Raw genomic sequence first — 15844 nt, forward strand, 5'->3', positions numbered from 1 at the left:
GCGGGGTTACAGACGCATCGGCATCACGACGTAGGCGGAATCGTCGTTATCGAACTCCTGCACCAGCGCGCTGCTGTTGGCGTCGGAGAGAATCAGCCGCACCTGCTCGGTAGTCATCACGCCGAGGACATCCAGCAAGTAGCTGACGTTGAAACCGATCTCCAGCGAACCGCCGTTGTAGTCGACGGCGACTTCTTCCTCGGCTTCCTCCTGCTCCGGGTTGTTGGCCTGGATCTTCAACAGGCCGCTTTCCAGCTGCAGCCGAATGCCGCGGTACTTTTCGTTGGAGAGGATCGCGGTGCGACTGAACGCCTCGCGCAGCAGCTGGCGATCACCGACCACCAGCTTGTCACCGCCCCGCGGCAGCACGCGCTCGTAGTCGGGGAACTTGCCATCCACCAACTTGGAGGTGAAGGTGAACTCGCCGGTGGTGGCGCGAATGTGATGCTGACCCAGCACGATGCTGACCTCGGCATCCTGGTCGTTGAGCAGGCGCGCCAGTTCCAGAATACCCTTGCGTGGAACGATCACCTGGTGGCGATCGGGCTGTTCGATGCCGGCCTGCATCGAACACATGGCCAGGCGATGGCCATCGGTGGCGACGGCACGCAACATGCCGCTGGACACTTCGATCAGCATGCCGTTGAGGTAATAGCGCACGTCCTGCTGGGCCATGGCGAATGCGCTGCGCTCGATGAGCTTGCGCAGCTTGCCCTGCGCGACGGTGAATGACAGCGAGCCAGGACCTTCTTCCACGGTAGGGAAATCGTTGGCCGGCAGGGTCGACAGCGTGAAGCGGCTGCGCCCCGACTTGATGACGACCTTCTGGTCATCCAGGCGAATGCTGATCAACGCATCGCTCGGCAGGCTCTTGCAGATGTCCATGAGCTTGCGCGCCGGCACGGTGATCTCGCCAGGCTCGGCGGCATCTTCCAGCGCGACACGGCCCACCAATTCGACTTCCAGGTCGGTACCGGTCAGCGACAGCTGCTGCCCCTGTACGACGAGAAGAACGTTGGACAGCACCGGCAAGGTCTGACGGCGCTCGACGACGCCAGCAACCAGCTGCAGGGGTTTCAACAGGGCTTCGCGCTGAATGGAAAAATGCATGGTCTGGTCCCTTGCCTATAGATTGGGTCGCACTCAGGTTGTCAAAGTTCGCAGCAAATTCTTGTAGTCTTCGCGTATGTCCGCATCCGTTTCCCGCAATTCGGCGATCTTACGGCAGGCGTGCAGCACCGTGGTGTGATCCCGACCGCCGAACGCGTCGCCGATCTCCGGCAGGCTGTGGTTGGTCAATTCCTTGGAGAGGGCCATGGCCACTTGCCGAGGACGCGCGACCGAACGGGAACGCCGCTTGGACAGCAGATCGGAAATCTTGATCTTGTAGTACTCGGCCACGGTGCGCTGAATATTGTCGACGCTGACCAGTTTATCCTGCAACGCCAGCAGGTCTTTCAGCGACTCACGGATCAGCTCGATGGTGATGTCGCGGCCCATGAAGTGGGCATGAGCGATCACGCGCTTCAGCGCACCCTCGAGTTCGCGGACATTGGAGCGAATACGCTGGGCGATGAAGAAGGCCGCATCATGGGGCAGGTCCACCTTGGCCTGATCCGCCTTCTTCATCAGGATCGCCACGCGGGTCTCCAGTTCGGGCGGCTCGACCGCTACGGTCAACCCCCAGCCGAAACGCGACTTAAGGCGCTCCTCGAGTCCATCGATCTCCTTCGGATAGCGGTCACTGGTAAGGATGACCTGCTGGCCGCCTTCGAGCAGCGCATTGAAGGTATGGAAGAACTCTTCCTGAGAGCGCTCCTTCTTCGCGAAGAACTGGATGTCATCGATCAGCAGCGCATCCACCGAACGATAGAAGCGCTTGAACTCGTTGATGGCGTTGAGCTGCAGGGCCTTGACCATGTCGGCGACGAAACGCTCCGAATGCAGGTACACCACTTTGGCATTCGGATTCTTCTTCAGCAGATGGTTGCCCACCGCATGCATCAGGTGGGTCTTGCCCAAACCCACGCCACCATAAAGGAAGAGCGGGTTGTAACCATGCTTCGGATTGTCCGCCACCTGCCAGGCGGCAGCCCGTGCCAGCTGGTTGGACTTGCCTTCGACGAAATTCTCGAAGGTGAAGGTGCGGTTCAGATAACTGGTGTGCTTGAGGCCACCTTCGACCTGCACGGTCCGCTCGGTACGCGGCGGCTCCGGCTCCGGTGTCTCGGCAACCAGCGGCTCGAAGCGGGGGGCTTGCTGTTGTAGCGCCGCAGCGGGCGCGGCCGATTCGGCTGCGGCTGGCTGCGGCTGGGCACGCGCAGCGGCGGCGGCAGAGGGCAGGGCGGCGGCGGAGGTGCGCTTGCTACCTATAAGAAGGGAGAGTGCCGGTGCCAGTCCGGTCGAGCGCTCGGACAGCAGCTCAAGCAGGCGCGACAGGTACTTCTCGTTGACCCAGTCGAGCACGAAACGGTTGGGGGCATAGACGCGCAGCTCATCGCCGTCGCCTTCGACCTGCAGAGGACGAATCCATGTGTTGAATTGCTGAGCAGGCAGTTCATCGCGCAAAAGCTCAACACACTGCTGCCAAAGTTCCACCGACACGGAAGCTCCTATCGACTCTGTCGAGGCAAGAAGGCGGCCATTGTAGCCGTGCGCAGGCCGGTTATCCACAAGAACCCGACCCATGCCACTGCGAATCCGCGGCGTCCAGCACATGAAAAGCTGCTCGGCAAGCATGTTGATAACATTGCCTGAGAGCGGTGTTTAAGGCTGTGGGAAACCTCCGGACGATCCCATCTGTGGATATGTGGAAGTTTAATCCCCAGGCTTCACAGAGCCTTCCCACCAGAGCCACACCGCTTTTCCACCTGTTTCAATAACGCTGAAGGCCATGAACGGCGAGGCTTTCAGAAAGGTATCCACAGAAAGTCGAGCACACATACATAAGCATTACATCTTAAGAGCTTATATTTCTTTTCTTTCTTATCTATTTTTCAGCTCGATGGAACTGGTTGGAAATTGACCTGGCCGGACAGCTTCTCTACAATCGCCGGTCTCTTAAAAGGGGGCCATTCCGGCCCGCAATGGATCACCAGGTAACCGCACCATGAAACGCACTTTCCAACCCAGCACCATCAAGCGCGCTCGTACCCATGGCTTCCGTGCCCGCATGGCCACCAAGAACGGTCGTCAAGTTCTGTCCCGCCGTCGCGCCAAAGGCCGTAAGCGTCTGACAGTCTGATATCGGAACAGGTAGTGAGTCGGGGCTTCGGCCGGGAAAAGCGTCTGCTGACTCCCCGCCAATTCAAGGCAGTCTTCGACTCCCCTTCCGGTAAGGTGCCTGGCAGGAACGTCCTGCTGCTGGCACGCGAGAACGATCTGCAACACCCCCGCCTAGGGCTGGTGATCGGCAAGAAAAGCGTCAAGCTTTCGGTGGAACGTAACCGCATCAAGCGGCAGATACGGGAAACCTTTCGCCATCATCAGATGGAACTGGCGGGCTGGGACATCGTGATCATCGCCCGCAAGGGATTGGCTGATCTGGACAATCCCGAACTGGCGAAGCAGTTCGCCAAGCTCTGGAAGCGACTGTCACGCAACCCAGCCAAGACCGCTGCCGAACCTGGAGCTGCCAACAATACCCATGCGTAAATTGGCCATCGCTTCGATCCGGGTCTACCAGTACGCCATCAGTCCCATGATGGCCAGTCACTGCCGTTTCTATCCAAGCTGCTCCTGCTACGCGCTCGAGGCCATCGAAACCCATGGTCTGCTGCGTGGCGGTTGGCTGAGTCTGCGCAGACTGGGGCGCTGCCATCCGTGGAACCCCGGTGGCTACGACCCCGTGCCTACACACAACACTTCCAATTCATCTCCGATGGCCGAGTAACCATGGATATCAAACGCTCGATACTGCTCGTAGCACTAGCAGTCGTTGCCTACCTGATGGTTCTTCAATGGAATCAGGACTACGGTCAGGCAGCCCTGCCGACCGAAACCGCGCAAAGCCAGCCAGCCGCTCCGGCGCTGCCGGACAGCCCGAGCGCAACGACCGAGGGCAATGCCAACGACGTTCCGGCGGTTGCCGGTCAGCAGCAGGCCAGCGCCCTGCCGACCAGCGCACCGAGCAGCCAGTTGATCCGCGTCCGTACCGACGTGCTCGACCTGGCCATCGATCCGCGTGGTGGCGACATCGTCGAACTGCATCTGCCGCAGTATCCGCGCCGTCAGGATCGCCCCGATGTGCCGTTCCAGCTGTTCGAGCGCAGCAGCGAGCGTACCTATGAGGCGCAGAGCGGCCTGATCGGCGACGGCCCGGACAAGGCCAGCGGCCGTCCGCAGTACAGCAGCGAGAAGACCGAGTATCAGCTGGCCGAAGGGCAGGATGCGCTGGTCGTCGACCTGAACTACAGCGCCGATGGCGTCAACTACATCAAGCGTTTCACCCTGGAGCGAGGCAACTATGCGCTGAAGGTGAACTACCTGATCGATAACCAGAGCCAGCAGCCCTGGACCGGTTATCTGTTCGGCCAGCTCAAGCGCGACAAGAGCGGCGACCCGTCGTCCAGCACTGCCACCGGCACCGCGACCTATCTGGGGGCGGCGCTGTGGACCAAGGACGAGCCGTATCGCAAGGTGTCCATGAGCAACATGGACGACAAGAACCTGCGCGAAACCGTACAGGGTGGCTGGATCGCCTGGCTGCAGCACTATTTCGTTACCGCCTGGATTCCCCAAGCCGGCGACACCAATCAGGTGCAGACCCGCAAGGACAGCCAGGGCAACTACATCATCGGTTTCACCGGCCCGGCCGTTACCGTGCCCGCCGGCGCCCAGGGCGAGACCGGCGCCACGCTGTATGCCGGTCCGAAGAGCCAGGACAAGCTGGAAGAGCTGTCGCCGGGCCTGCGTCTGACGGTCGACTACGGCATTCTCTGGTTCATCGCCCAGCCGATCTTCTGGCTGCTGCAAAACATCCACGCCCTGCTCGGCAACTGGGGCTGGTCGATCATCGTCCTGACCATCGTCATCAAGCTGGCGTTCTTCCCGCTGTCGGCGGCCAGCTACCGGTCCATGGCGCGCATGCGCGCCGTCTCGCCGAAGATGCAGGCGCTGAAGGAACAGTTCGGTGACGATCGCCAGAAGATGTCCCAGGCGATGATGGAGCTGTACAAGAAGGAGAAAATCAATCCGCTGGGTGGCTGCCTGCCGATCCTGGTGCAGATGCCGGTGTTCCTGGCCCTGTACTGGGTGCTGCTGGAAAGCGTGGAGATGCGCCAGGCGCCCTGGATGTTCTGGATCACCGACCTGTCGATCAAGGATCCGTACTTCATCCTGCCGATCATCATGGGCGTGACCATGTTCATTCAGCAGCAGCTCAACCCGACTCCGCCGGACCCCATGCAGGCTCGGGTGATGAAGCTGTTGCCGATCATCTTCACCTTCTTCTTCCTCTGGTTCCCTGCCGGTCTGGTGCTGTACTGGGTGGTCAACAACATCCTGTCCATCGCCCAGCAGTGGTACATTACGCGGCAGATCGAGGCCGGGGCGAAACCCGCCTGACGCCTTGCCCGCCCATGCAGAACGCCCCTTGATTGGGGCGTTTTGCTATCCGTCGCCCAGAAAGGAGGCCGCATGATCCCAGCTCGCGACACCATCGCCGCCGTCGCCACCGCTCCCGGCCGGGGAGGCGTGGGCATCGTCCGTGTATCCGGCCCTCGCGCCAGGGCAATCGCCATCACCCTCAGCGGTCGCGAACCGACGCCGCGTCATGCTCATTACGGCCCATTCCATGCGGACGATGGCGAAGTCATCGACGAGGGGCTGCTGCTGTTTTTCCCCGGCCCTCATTCGTTCACCGGCGAGGATGTGCTGGAACTGCACGGCCATGGCGGCCCGGTGGTGCTGGACATGCTGCTGCAGCGCTGTGTCGAGCTGGGTGTGCGCCTGGCCAGACCTGGCGAATTCAGCGAGCGTGCATTCCTCAACGACAAGCTCGACCTGGCTCAGGCCGAGGCCATTGCCGATCTGATCGAGGCCAGCTCTGCCCAGGCTGCACGCAACGCGGTCCGCTCGCTGCAGGGCGAATTCTCACGGCGCGTGCACCAGCTGACCGAACGGCTGATCCAGCTACGCATCTACGTCGAGGCGGCGATCGATTTTCCGGAGGAGGAGATCGACTTCCTCGCCGACGGTCATGTGCTGGCGCAACTGGACGGGGTCCGCACGGAGTTATCCACAGTATTGCGCGAGGCGGGGCAGGGCGCCCTGTTGCGCGATGGCATGACCGTGGTCATCGCGGGTCGTCCCAACGCTGGCAAATCAAGTCTGCTCAACGCATTAGCGGGGCGCGAGGCGGCCATCGTCACCGATATTGCCGGTACGACCCGTGACGTTCTGCGCGAGCACATCCTCATCGACGGCATGCCGCTGCACGTGGTGGATACCGCCGGCCTGCGCGACACCGAGGATCAGGTCGAACGTATCGGCGTACAACGTGCCCTGAGCGCCATCGGCGAAGCCGATCGCATCCTTCTGGTGGTCGATGCCAGCGCCCCCGAAGCCAGCGATCCTTCGGCGCTGTGGCCGGAATTTCTCGATTTCAGTCCAGAGCCGGGCAAGGTCACGCTGATCCGCAACAAGGCCGATCTGACCGGGGAGGCCATCGTGCTGCGCTGCGATAACGACGGCCAGGCCACGCTCAGCCTGTGCGCGCGCAGTGGGGAAGGGCTGGAACTGCTGCGCGAGCATCTCAAGCACTGCATGGGCTACGAGCAGACCGCCGAAAGCAGCTTCAGCGCGCGTCGTCGGCACCTCGACGCGCTGCGTCTGGCCGACGAGCATCTGCGGCACGGGCATGACCAGCTGACGCTGGCCGGAGCCGGCGAGTTGCTGGCTGAGGACCTGCGTCTGGCCCAGCAGGCGCTTGGCGAAATCACCGGCGCCTTCAGCTCCGACGACCTGCTCGGCCGCATCTTCTCGAGCTTCTGCATAGGCAAGTAACAATTGCATGAGCGTGTGCGGCGCCTCGCCCACACGGTCGCTCCATCGCCTTCGCGACGAACCGCCGGCAGCCGTCTGGCCCGCGGCAGACGGCGCTTGCGCAGCCTTCGCCGGTGCCCTCCCATCGCCCTCCTATCTCTTGGCCTGCGTCTGGCCTGGGGCTTGCCGCTGCGCCTGACATAGCTGGTAACAGCGCCCGACGCATCGTTTGAACTACCTTTGCTATCAAAACACGCGCTACCAGCTCAGCCGTTTCCAGCAATCCACGACAAGAGGATGGCGCCGTGCTTGCTGCACTGCTCGTTTCATTCCTGGGAGCGATCCTCGCCAGGTTCATCGTCAGCCGCACCTATCCCTATGGAGGATGGGTCGCTGCGCTGCTGCCGGCCGGCCTGTTCCTCTACTTCCTGGCACTGGGGGCGAACCTCGGCGAGACCGGCGCCATCAGCGAGACCCTTGAATGGGTACCGGCGCTGGGCATTTCGCTGAGCCTCCGCCTGGATGGCTTCGCCCTGCTGTTCGTTCTGCTGATCACCGGCATCGGGACGCTGGTGACGATCTACGCGGGCGCCTATTTTTCGCACTCCTCGCCTTCCGAAGCCGCACGCTTTCTGACGCTGATCCTGCTGTTCATGACGGCCATGCTCGGTACGGTGCTGTCCGACAATCTTGTGGTGATGTTCGTTTTCTGGGAAGCCACCAGCCTGCTGTCGTTCATGCTGATCGGTTTCAATTCCAGCCGGCCGGAGGCGCGCAAGGCCGCCCTGCAGTCACTGGTGGTAACCGGCGGTGGAGGGCTGGCGCTGTTCGCCGGTATCCTGCTGATCGGCATCACCCTGGGCACTTTCTCGCTGTCGGAAGTGGCCGAGCGTGCACCGGAGCTGCTGGCCAGCCCGCTGGCCGTACCGGCGATGATCCTGATCATGCTCGGTGCCTTCACCAAGTCGGCGCAGCTGCCCTTCCATTTCTGGCTGCCCCAGGCGATGGAGGCCCCGGCGCCTGCCTCGGCCTTCCTGCACTCGGCGACCATGGTCAAGCTTGGCGTGTATCTGCTGGCGCGCTTCGACCTGGTCTTTGGCGGCATACCGGCATTCGGCACCACGCTGGTCATCGTCGGCAGCCTGACCATGCTGGTGGCGGCGGTGCGAGCACTGTCCACCGATGGCTTCAAGGAAGTCCTGGCGCACTCCACCGTGGGGTCGCTGGGGGTGCTGGTGATGCTGATCGGTCTGGATGGCGACTACTCGGTGACCGCGATGATCGCCTTCATCATTGCGCACGCGCTGTACAAGGCGGCCCTGTTCTTCTGCGCCGGCACCACCATCCATGCCGTGGGCGAGGGGCGCCTTAGCCTGATCGGCGGGCTGGCCCGGCGTCTGCCGATGACCACCCTGGCGGCCGGCATGGCAGCGATCTCCATGGCCGGACTGCCGCCGACGCTGGGCTTCATCACCAAGGAATACCTGTTCGAGAGCCAGCTCAATGCCTCCTTCGGCTGGGTGGTGGTGGCCGTGGCGGTGCTGGTCAATGCGGTGTTCGCGGCGATCGCCGGGGTGGCAGCGATTCGGCCCTATTACCTGGGCAAGGCGCGCAGCGAGGTGCACCATCCGGAGACCCCAGGCCTGTACCTCGGCCCGCTGGTGCTCGGCGGCCTGGGTTTTCTGTTCGGCCTGGCGCCGGATTTCCTGCTCACCGGGCTGATCCAGCCGGCCAACGATGTGCTCGTCGGTCATACGGTAGACCTGTCGTTCTCGCTCTGGCACGGCTTTACGCCGATGCTCGCACTGAGCGCGACCGTGGTCGCCTTCGCCGGCGGTCTGCTCGCCTACTGGCATCGCATCCACTATGCGCTGTCGTTGAACACGGGGCTGAAGCGCAGCCTCGGCGATGCCGGCTACAACGCCGTGTTCACCGGTACCTTGCGCCTGGCCGAACGCTGTACGCGGCTCCTGCAGAACGGCGACCAGCATCGCTACACCGCCACGGTCGCAACGGCCGTCCTGCTGATCATCGGCTACGGCGTGCTGGCCAGCGGCACGCGGCCGGTCTTCAGCCTGAGCGGCGGACGATTCGACCTGCCTACCGCCGTGGTGCTCCTGATGATGTGCCTGGGTGCGCTGGCCGCCACGCGCACACCGTCGTTGCTGCGCGCGATGATCGCGGTCGGTGTGGTGGGCTTCGGCTCGGCGCTGATCTTCCTGCTCAACGGCGCGCCGGACGTGGCACTCACTCAGTTTTCGGTGGAGGTGCTGCTGGTACTGATCCTGGTGGCGCTGCTGCTCCGGGTGCCGGAGCGTACGGCTTCGACCCGCCGGCCGCGGGAGAAACGCCTGGATATCCTGCTCTCGGTGAGTTTTGCGCTGGTGGTGTTCGTCGCCCTGGCTGCCACCGTGGCGCTGCCGCTGGACGGACGCATCTCCGAATTCTATGCCGCCACCAGCTACCTGGAGGCGCACGGTCGCAACGTGGTCAACGTGGTGCTGGTGGACTACCGCGCCATCGACACCCTCGGCGAGGTGGTGGTGGTGGCGTTCGCCGCCATTAGCGTGTGGGGCCTGTTGCGCGCGCTGCCACGGCGGAGGGACTCACGATGAATTCACTGATCTTCGCCGCCTTCTCGCGGATTCTCTTCGGCGTGATGCTGGTGGTCTCGGTCTATGTGCTCTACCGCGGACACAACGAGCCGGGTGGCGGCTTCGTAGGCGGGCTGATCGCCGCCGCCGGCTTCGCCACCCTGGCGCTCGCCCGCGGGGTCGAGGTGGCGCGCGCGACGCTGCGCTTCGAGCCCATGACGGTGATCGGCTTCGGCATCCTCGCCGCGCTGCTCAGCGGCCTGCCGGGGCTGTGGCTGGACGGCTCCTTCCTGACCCACCAGTGGCTGGTCCTTGGCAATTTCCACCTGGGCACCACGCTGCTGTTCGATATCGGCGTGTACCTGGTGGTGCTCGGCGGCATCCTTTCCCTGATCCTGCGCTTCTACGAGGACCTCTGACATGCACCTGCTCTTCGCACTGAGCATTGCCGTGCTCGCCGGCTGCAGCCTCTACCTCATCCTGTCGCGGCACATCGTCCGTGTGCTGCTGGGCGTGACCATGCTCTCGGCGGCGATCAACCTGGTGATCTTCTTCGCCGGCCGCATCGTCACCAACACGCCGGCTGTGATCCGCGCCGGGGAGAGCAGCCTGCCCGCCGATGCGGCCAATCCGCTGCCGCAGGCGCTGGTACTCACGGCCATCGTCATCGGCTTCTCGCTGACTGCTTTCTTCGCCGCCCTGGCGCTGCAGACCTATCGTCGCCTGGGCAGCGTGGACCTGAGGCAGATCGATGCGGCTGAACGGCTGGGTTCGCCCACCTCCGCAGGCAAGGATCGCCCATGACAGGATTTCTGACGCTGCACGCACCACTCTGGCCGGTCCTGCTGCCGATTCTCGGTGCTGGGCTGGCAGCCTGCCTGTGGAAAAGTCGTCGCGCCCAGCGTCTGGTCAGCGCCCTGTGCATAACCCTGCTGCTGGCTGCTTCGCTGCTGTTGCTCGTTGCGGTGTATCGCGAGGGGATTCTGGCGATCCGCTTCGGCGACTGGGCGGCGCCGTTCGGCATAGTCTTCGTCGCCGATGCCCTGGCGGCAGCGATGGTGGCGATCACCGGAATTCTGGCCGCCGCGGTGATGACCTTCGGTCTGGCTGACATCCGCCGTCGCGAGGAGCGGGCCGGCTTCCACCCCCTGCTGCTGGGCATGCTCGCCGGCGTCAACGGGGCCTTCCTCACCGGCGACATCTTCAACCTCTATGTGTGGTTCGAGGTAATGCTGATCACCGCGATGGGCCTCCTGGCCATCGGCCGCAACCGCGCGCAGCTCGATGCGACGGTGCGCTACGCGATCCTCAACCTGTTCTCCACGCTGCTTTTCCTCACCGGCGTGGCACTGCTCTACGGGGCGACCGGCACGCTGAACATGGCGGATCTCGCGCGGGTGCTGCCGCAGACCGAACCCTCGATCAACCTGACCCTGTCGGCCCTGCTGCTGCTCTGCGGCTTCGGCATCAAGGCCGGTTACTTTCCGCTGTTCTTCTGGTTGCCGGCGTCCTACCACACCGCGTCGAGCACCGTTTCGGCGATCTTCGCCGGGCTGCTGACCAAGGTAGGGGTGTACGCCTGCCTACGCGTGTTCACCCTGATCTTCAGCGTCGAGGACAGCGGCATCCGCGAGATCGTCGCCGTGCTGGCCGCCGGCACCATGCTGTTCGGCGTGTTCGGCGCGGCGGTGCAGTGGGACGTCAGGCGCATTCTCTCGTTCCACATCGTCAGCCAGATCGGCTACATGCTGCTCGGGCTGGCGATCTCCACCCAGGCGGCCCTGACCGGAGCGATCTTCTACATCCTGCATCACATCATCGTGAAGGCGAACCTGTTCCTCCTTGCCGGAGCGATCCACCGCGCCAGCGGCACCTTCGACCTGCGCAAGAGCGGGGGGCTGATGTACCGCAACCCGCTGCTGGCGGCACTGTTCCTGATCCCGGCCTTGTCGCTGGCCGGCTTGCCGCCGCTGTCGGGGTTCTGGGCCAAGTTCCTGGTGATCGATGCCACCTTCCGCGCTGGCGAGCACTGGCTGGCGGGGCTGGCCCTGTTCGTCGGCCTGCTGACGCTCTATTCGATGACCAAGATCTGGATGGAGGCGTTCTGGAAGAAGCCAGTGCTGCCAAGGACCGAGGCCCGCCGGGTGCCCTTGCCGATGCTGCTGGCGATCGCCGCGCTCGGCACGCTGACCCTGGCGATCGGCTTCATGCCGCAACCGCTGATCCTCTTTTCGCAAACCGCGGCGGCGGCGCTGCTGGAGCCGGCCGCGTACCTGTCGGCAGTGCTGCCGTCCGCGTCGATTCCGGAGGCCCGCCCATGAATACCGGCTTGCTGCGTCGTGTGGTGGATGTCGTCGAATTGCTCGGCATCTATTTCTACGAGCTGATCGTGTCCTCCGTGACGGTGGCTCGCGCGGCCTTCGCTCGGGAGCCGCGCATGCACAGCTCGATCATCGCCGTGCCAATCGCGCTGCGAACCGATATGGGCATCGCCGTGCTGGCCAGCCTGGTCTCGCTGACGCCGGGCAACTGCGCGCTGCACGTCAGTGCCGATCGCCGTCTGCTCTACGTGCACGCCCTGGATGGGCGGACGCCGGAGCAGATCATCGCGTCGATCCAGCAGGTCTTCGAACGCCGCATCGCCCGTATCGAGAGGTGGTGAGCATGATCGATACACTGTTGGTTCTCGTCATGCTGCCACTAGGAGTGACGCTCTGGCGGATGATCGTCGCCCGCACACTGGTCGATCGGGTGGTTGCACTGGACATGCTCACCGGCGTGGGCGTGGCCATCGCCGCGCTGGTGGCGGCCATGACCGGGCGCCGTGAGTTTCTCGATGTGGGGTTCGGCCTCGGCCTGATCGGATTCGTCGGCACCTGTGCCTTCGCCGTATTCATCATGCGCAAGGGGAAAAAAGAACAATGATCGACTTTATCGCCGTGGTGGTCATGCTCGCCGGCGTGGTCTTCCTGTTCGCTGCCATGCTCGGGCTGCTGCGCTTTGCCGACCCGCTGCAACGCATTCACGCCACCACCAAGTCCGGCACGGTGGGCGCCGGGCTGATTCTGCTCGGCGTGATTATACACATGGGCGACGCACAGGCCGTGTTCATTGGCTCGGCCACATTGATCTTCCTCATGCTGACCATTCCCATCGCCGGCCACCTGCTCGGCCGTGCCGCCTATATGTCGGGCGCGCGGCTCGACGGCCTACACGGGGAAGATGCCCTGCATGGCGTGCTCGATCGCAGCCCGGTAACGCTGGATGAGTGGCTTGAAAGAAGCGCTCCGCCCAGAGCCGACAAAGAACCCTGAGGTCGATTCACTGTTGGCCACGGACTTCCTAAGGTCTGTTGATAACCCTCCTTCGGCTCGGTAGATAAGCGCGGGGCATACCCTCTGGATAACGTCCCCTGTGCACAGTTCGCTCTGTTATCAACAGCCCGCACACTTGATCCACACCGGTATCGCGCAGGCGGAGCACAGCCTTATCCATCGTTGGAGCCCTTGAGAACAGTGGGCTCTGTATGTTTATCCACAGATAACTGCTTCACCATTAGTAAACATATCTACAAGCTCTTTTATATTTTCTTTTCTTTTTTCTGTTCTATTCGGCTGCCAACCCTCCGTTGATCAAATTTTGCCCAAGGCGCTTCTTTCAGCCTGGGTAAGTCTCTATACTTGGCCGTTTTTCCAGACCAGCCCACAAGGCACGAGGTGCACGTGGATTTCCCATCCCGTTTCGATGTGATCGTGATCGGCGGCGGCCATGCCGGTACCGAAGCGGCACTGGCTGCAGCACGCATGGGGGTCAAGACCCTGCTGCTCACCCACAATGTGGAAACCCTGGGCCAGATGAGCTGCAACCCGGCCATCGGCGGCATCGGCAAAAGTCATCTGGTCAAGGAAATCGACGCCCTGGGTGGCGCCATGGCCGTTGCTACCGACAAGGGCGGCATCCAGTTCCGAGTGCTCAACAGCCGCAAGGGCCCAGCTGTACGGGCAACCCGGGCACAAGCTGATCGCGTGCTTTACAAGGCGGCCATCCGAGAGCTACTGGAAAACCAGCCGAACCTGTGGATATTTCAGCAGGCCGCTGATGACCTGATCGTTGAGCAGAACGAGGTGCGCGGCGTCGTTACCCAAATGGGGCTGCGCTTTCTTGCAACGTCCGTGGTGTTGACCACTGGAACCTTCCTCGGCGGACTTATCCACATTGGGCTGCAGAATTATTCAGGGGGCCGTGCTGGCGATCCGCCTTCGATCACACTCGCCAAGCGTCTGCGCGAGTTGCCGCTGCGCGTCGGCCGGCTGAAGACCGGCACGCCGCCGCGCATCGACGGCCGTTCGGTGGACTTCTCGCAGATGACCGAGCAGCCCGGCGACACGCCGCTGCCGGTGATGTCCTTTCTCGGCAGCCGAGAGCAGCATCCGCCGCAGGTCAGCTGCTGGATCACCCACACCAACGCGCGCACCCACGAGATCATCGCCGCCAACCTCGATCGCTCGCCGATGTATTCCGGCGTCATCGAAGGCGTGGGGCCTCGCTATTGCCCGTCCATCGAGGACAAGATCCATCGCTTCGCCGACAAGGACAGCCATCAGGTGTTTCTCGAGCCGGAAGGCCTGACCACCCATGAGCTGTACCCCAACGGCATCTCCACCTCGCTGCCGTTCGACGTGCAGTTGCAGATCGTGCAGAGCATCCGTGGCATGGAGAATGCGCACATCGTGCGGCCGGGCTACGCCATCGAATACGACTATTTCGATCCGCGTGATCTCAAGTACAGCCTGGAGACCAAGGTCATTGGCGGGCTGTTCTTTGCCGGGCAGATCAATGGCACCACCGGTTACGAAGAGGCCGGCGCCCAGGGGCTGCTCGCCGGCGCCAACGCCGCCTTGCGCGCACAGGGCAAGGACAGCTGGTGCCCGCGGCGTGATGAGGCCTACCTCGGCGTGCTGGTCGATGACTTGATCACCCTTGGCACGCAGGAGCCGTATCGCATGTTCACCTCGCGCGCCGAGTACCGGCTGATCCTGCGCGAGGACAATGCCGACCTGCGCCTGACCGAAAAGGGCCGCGAGCTCGGCCTTGTGGACGACGCCCGCTGGGCGGCGTTCTGCGCCAAGCGCGAGGGCATCGAGCGCGAGGAACAGCGTCTGAAGAACAGCTGGGTGCGCCCGGGCACGCCGCAAGGCGATGCCATCGCCGAGCGCTTCGGCAGCCCGCTGGCCCGCGAGTACAACCTGCTCAATCTGCTCGCTCGTCCCGAAATCGATTATCAGAGCCTGATCGAACTGACCGGGCCGGGCGAACCGGATCCGCAGGTCGCCGAGCAGGTCGAGATCAAGACCAAGTACGCCGGTTACATCGAGCGGCAGCAGGACGAGATCGAGAAGCTGCGTGCCAGCGAGAACGTGGCACTGCCTGCGGACCTCGACTACGCGACGATTTCCGGCCTGTCCAAGGAGATCCAGCACAAGCTCGGCCAGGCGCGCCCGCAGACCCTCGGTCAGGCCTCGCGAATCCCCGGCGTCACGCCGGCGGCCGTGTCCCTGCTGATGATCCACCTGAAGAAGCGCAGCGCCGGTCAGCAGCTGGAGCAGAGCGCCTGATGAGTCTGGTCAGTGAATCCCATGCGGAAGAACTCGTACGCGGGGCCGGGCAGCTCGGCATTCCCCTGGACGACCGCCAGCAACGACTGCTGCTGGCCTACCTGGCGCTGCTGATCAAGTGGAACAAGGCCTATAACCTGACCGCCGTGCGCGATCCGGACGAGATGGTCTCGCGCCATCTGCTCGACAGCCTGAGCGTGGTGCCTTTCGTGGCCGAAGGGGGGCGCAATTGGCTGGACGTCGGCAGCGGCGGCGGCATGCCCGGCGTGCCGCTGGCGATCATGTTTCCCGAACGGGCGTTCACCCTGCTGGACTCGAACGGCAAGAAGACACGTTTCCTCACCCAGGTGAAGCTGGAGCTGAAACTGGCCAATCTTGAGGTGGTGCACGCTCGCGTCGAGCAGTTCCAGCCCTCCATCGCCTTTGACGGCATTACCTCGCGCGCCTTCAGCTCGCTGGAGGACTTCGCCAGCTGGACCCGCCATCTGGGCAATGCCGAAACCCGCTGGCTGGCCATGAAGGGCGTGCAGCCAGATGACGAGTTACAGCGCCTGCCCGAGGACTTCCGTCTCGATGCCTGTCACGTGCTCAAGGTTCCCGGTTGCCAAGGCCAGCGCCATCTGTTGATACTGCGCCGCACTTCATGACCCG

Annotated in this window: 16 protein-coding genes; 14 read left to right on the plus strand and 2 right to left on the minus strand. The window is 63.3% G+C overall.

What is annotated here, in order from left to right:
• Nucleotides 1–6 precede the first annotated feature (6 nt).
• Both dnaN and dnaA read right to left on the minus strand, forming a co-directional pair.
• Complete coding sequence (gene dnaN / locus ACVRRC_RS03350; RefSeq protein ID WP_011911253.1) at nt 7–1110, minus strand: DNA polymerase III subunit beta; 1104 nt, start codon at nt 1108–1110, stop codon at nt 7–9.
• 33 nt (nt 1111–1143) lie between these two features.
• Nucleotides 1144–2604, minus strand: a complete 1461-nt coding sequence (gene dnaA, locus ACVRRC_RS03355; protein ID WP_014595304.1) for a chromosomal replication initiator protein DnaA — start codon at nt 2602–2604, stop codon at nt 1144–1146.
• A 505-nt stretch (nt 2605–3109) separates the two neighbouring features.
• On the opposite strand from dnaA, the gene rpmH reads away from it, so the two are divergent.
• The 14 genes from rpmH to rsmG all read left to right on the plus strand — a co-directional run bounded on the left by rpmH (nt 3110) and on the right by rsmG (nt 15840).
• A complete protein-coding gene (rpmH, locus tag ACVRRC_RS03360) occupies nt 3110–3244 on the plus strand; it encodes a 50S ribosomal protein L34 (RefSeq protein WP_003290924.1) in 135 nt (44 codons plus the stop codon).
• Between the two features lie 14 nt (nt 3245–3258).
• Complete coding sequence (rnpA, locus tag ACVRRC_RS03365) at nt 3259–3654, plus strand: ribonuclease P protein component (RefSeq protein WP_125843158.1); 396 nt, start codon at nt 3259–3261, stop codon at nt 3652–3654.
• On the plus strand, nt 3647–3892 hold the full coding sequence (gene yidD / locus ACVRRC_RS03370) for a membrane protein insertion efficiency factor YidD (RefSeq protein ID WP_011915211.1): 246 nt from the start codon (nt 3647–3649) through the stop codon (nt 3890–3892). The genes rnpA and yidD overlap by 8 nt, the downstream gene beginning before the upstream one ends.
• A 2-nt stretch (nt 3893–3894) precedes the next feature.
• Entirely contained in the window at nt 3895–5565 is a 1671-nt protein-coding gene (yidC, locus tag ACVRRC_RS03375) for a membrane protein insertase YidC (protein ID WP_011915210.1), read from the plus strand.
• Between the two features lie 72 nt (nt 5566–5637).
• Nucleotides 5638–7005 (plus strand): tRNA uridine-5-carboxymethylaminomethyl(34) synthesis GTPase MnmE, encoded by a 1368-nt coding sequence (mnmE, locus tag ACVRRC_RS03380; protein WP_017244919.1) that lies wholly within the window; start codon nt 5638–5640, stop codon nt 7003–7005.
• Nucleotides 7006–7289: 284 nt separating this feature from the next.
• The gene (gene mbhE / locus ACVRRC_RS03385) at nt 7290–9599 is read left to right on the plus strand and encodes a hydrogen gas-evolving membrane-bound hydrogenase subunit E (RefSeq protein ID WP_019405944.1); all 2310 of its coding nucleotides are present in this window, start codon (nt 7290–7292) and stop codon (nt 9597–9599) included.
• A complete protein-coding gene (locus ACVRRC_RS03390; RefSeq protein WP_013984552.1) occupies nt 9596–9997 on the plus strand; it encodes a Na(+)/H(+) antiporter subunit B in 402 nt (133 codons plus the stop codon). The genes mbhE and ACVRRC_RS03390 overlap by 4 nt, the downstream gene beginning before the upstream one ends.
• A gap of 1 nt (nt 9998) precedes the next feature.
• The gene (locus ACVRRC_RS03395; RefSeq protein WP_011915206.1) at nt 9999–10382 is read left to right on the plus strand and encodes a sodium:proton antiporter; all 384 of its coding nucleotides are present in this window, start codon (nt 9999–10001) and stop codon (nt 10380–10382) included.
• Nucleotides 10379–11899 (plus strand): Na+/H+ antiporter subunit D, encoded by a 1521-nt coding sequence (locus tag ACVRRC_RS03400; protein ID WP_061374449.1) that lies wholly within the window; start codon nt 10379–10381, stop codon nt 11897–11899. Before ACVRRC_RS03395 ends, ACVRRC_RS03400 begins: the two co-directional genes overlap by 4 nt.
• Nucleotides 11896–12240, plus strand: a complete 345-nt coding sequence (locus ACVRRC_RS03405) for a Na+/H+ antiporter subunit E (protein WP_011915204.1) — start codon at nt 11896–11898, stop codon at nt 12238–12240. Before ACVRRC_RS03400 ends, ACVRRC_RS03405 begins: the two co-directional genes overlap by 4 nt.
• Nucleotides 12241–12242: 2 nt before the next feature.
• Nucleotides 12243–12503, plus strand: a complete 261-nt coding sequence (locus ACVRRC_RS03410) for an MrpF/PhaF family protein (protein ID WP_472996627.1) — start codon at nt 12243–12245, stop codon at nt 12501–12503.
• Complete coding sequence (gene mnhG, locus ACVRRC_RS03415; protein WP_472996628.1) at nt 12500–12892, plus strand: monovalent cation/H(+) antiporter subunit G; 393 nt, start codon at nt 12500–12502, stop codon at nt 12890–12892. The genes ACVRRC_RS03410 and mnhG overlap by 4 nt, the downstream gene beginning before the upstream one ends.
• Before the next feature lie 408 nt (nt 12893–13300).
• Nucleotides 13301–15193, plus strand: a complete 1893-nt coding sequence (gene mnmG, locus ACVRRC_RS03420) for a tRNA uridine-5-carboxymethylaminomethyl(34) synthesis enzyme MnmG (RefSeq protein ID WP_108242486.1) — start codon at nt 13301–13303, stop codon at nt 15191–15193.
• Nucleotides 15193–15840, plus strand: a complete 648-nt coding sequence (gene rsmG, locus ACVRRC_RS03425; RefSeq protein ID WP_013984549.1) for a 16S rRNA (guanine(527)-N(7))-methyltransferase RsmG — start codon at nt 15193–15195, stop codon at nt 15838–15840. The genes mnmG and rsmG overlap by 1 nt, the downstream gene beginning before the upstream one ends.
• Nucleotides 15841–15844 lie beyond the last annotated feature (4 nt).

It is taken from the genome of Stutzerimonas sp. LR2 (genome assembly GCF_055755175.1).

Excerpts from the sequence above, each read along its gene's own strand:
- ACVRRC_RS03410 (WP_472996627.1), top strand. The coding sequence starts at position 12,243 with ATGATCGATACACTGTTGGTTCTCGTCATGCTGCCACTAGGAGTGACG.
- ACVRRC_RS03400 (WP_061374449.1), top strand. The coding sequence starts at position 10,379 with ATGACAGGATTTCTGACGCTGCACGCACCACTCTGGCCGGTCCTGCTG.
- rsmG (WP_013984549.1), top strand. The coding sequence starts at position 15,193 with ATGAGTCTGGTCAGTGAATCCCATGCGGAAGAACTCGTACGCGGGGCC.
- mnhG (WP_472996628.1), top strand. The coding sequence starts at position 12,500 with ATGATCGACTTTATCGCCGTGGTGGTCATGCTCGCCGGCGTGGTCTTC.
- ACVRRC_RS03395 (WP_011915206.1), top strand. The coding sequence starts at position 9,999 with ATGCACCTGCTCTTCGCACTGAGCATTGCCGTGCTCGCCGGCTGCAGC.
- rpmH (WP_003290924.1), top strand. The coding sequence starts at position 3,110 with ATGAAACGCACTTTCCAACCCAGCACCATCAAGCGCGCTCGTACCCAT.
- mnmE (WP_017244919.1), top strand. The coding sequence starts at position 5,638 with ATGATCCCAGCTCGCGACACCATCGCCGCCGTCGCCACCGCTCCCGGC.
- yidC (WP_011915210.1), top strand. The coding sequence starts at position 3,895 with ATGGATATCAAACGCTCGATACTGCTCGTAGCACTAGCAGTCGTTGCC.
- yidD (WP_011915211.1), top strand. The coding sequence starts at position 3,647 with ATGCGTAAATTGGCCATCGCTTCGATCCGGGTCTACCAGTACGCCATC.
- dnaN (WP_011911253.1), bottom strand. The coding sequence starts at position 1,110 with ATGCATTTTTCCATTCAGCGCGAAGCCCTGTTGAAACCCCTGCAGCTG.
- ACVRRC_RS03405 (WP_011915204.1), top strand. The coding sequence starts at position 11,896 with ATGAATACCGGCTTGCTGCGTCGTGTGGTGGATGTCGTCGAATTGCTC.
- ACVRRC_RS03390 (WP_013984552.1), top strand. The coding sequence starts at position 9,596 with ATGAATTCACTGATCTTCGCCGCCTTCTCGCGGATTCTCTTCGGCGTG.